Annotated in this window: 1 protein-coding gene; it reads left to right on the top strand. The window is 61.9% G+C overall.

Annotation, left to right across the window (positions count from 1 at the left end; genetic code table 11):
* A partial coding sequence (gene nrdD, locus NE591_RS13650; RefSeq protein ID WP_305145262.1) for an anaerobic ribonucleoside-triphosphate reductase occupies positions 1 to 289 on the top strand: 289 nt, incomplete at its 5' end.
* Positions 290 to 318 lie beyond the last annotated feature (29 nt).

The raw sequence follows: 318 nt of genomic DNA, 5'->3' as shown, positions 1-318 counted from the left end.
TGTGGCCGTGAACTACGCCCAAGCCAGCGATGCCCCCGTATCCGACGACGAGATCAAGGCCTACATCAAGCGCGCCTACGACAAGTACACCCATGGTCAGCTGGAGTCGCTGACGCTGGATGTCGTTGGCGAGGACGTGGGCATCCACTACGGGCTCGCGCCGGTGAAGTTCGACCGCATCCGCCGCATCACCGGCTACCTGGTGGGCACGCTCGACCGATTCAACGACGCCAAGCGCGCCGAGGAGCACGACCGCGTCAAACACGAGGTTCCCGCCTGCTGCAAGTAAACTGGCTTTTTCAACCCATAAAGAAGGGC

The organism is Adlercreutzia sp. DFI.6.23 (assembly GCF_024462535.1).
Lineage (GTDB): Bacteria > Actinomycetota > Coriobacteriia > Coriobacteriales > Eggerthellaceae > Adlercreutzia > Adlercreutzia rubneri.
This window is presented reverse-complemented; position numbering and strand designations above follow the sequence as displayed.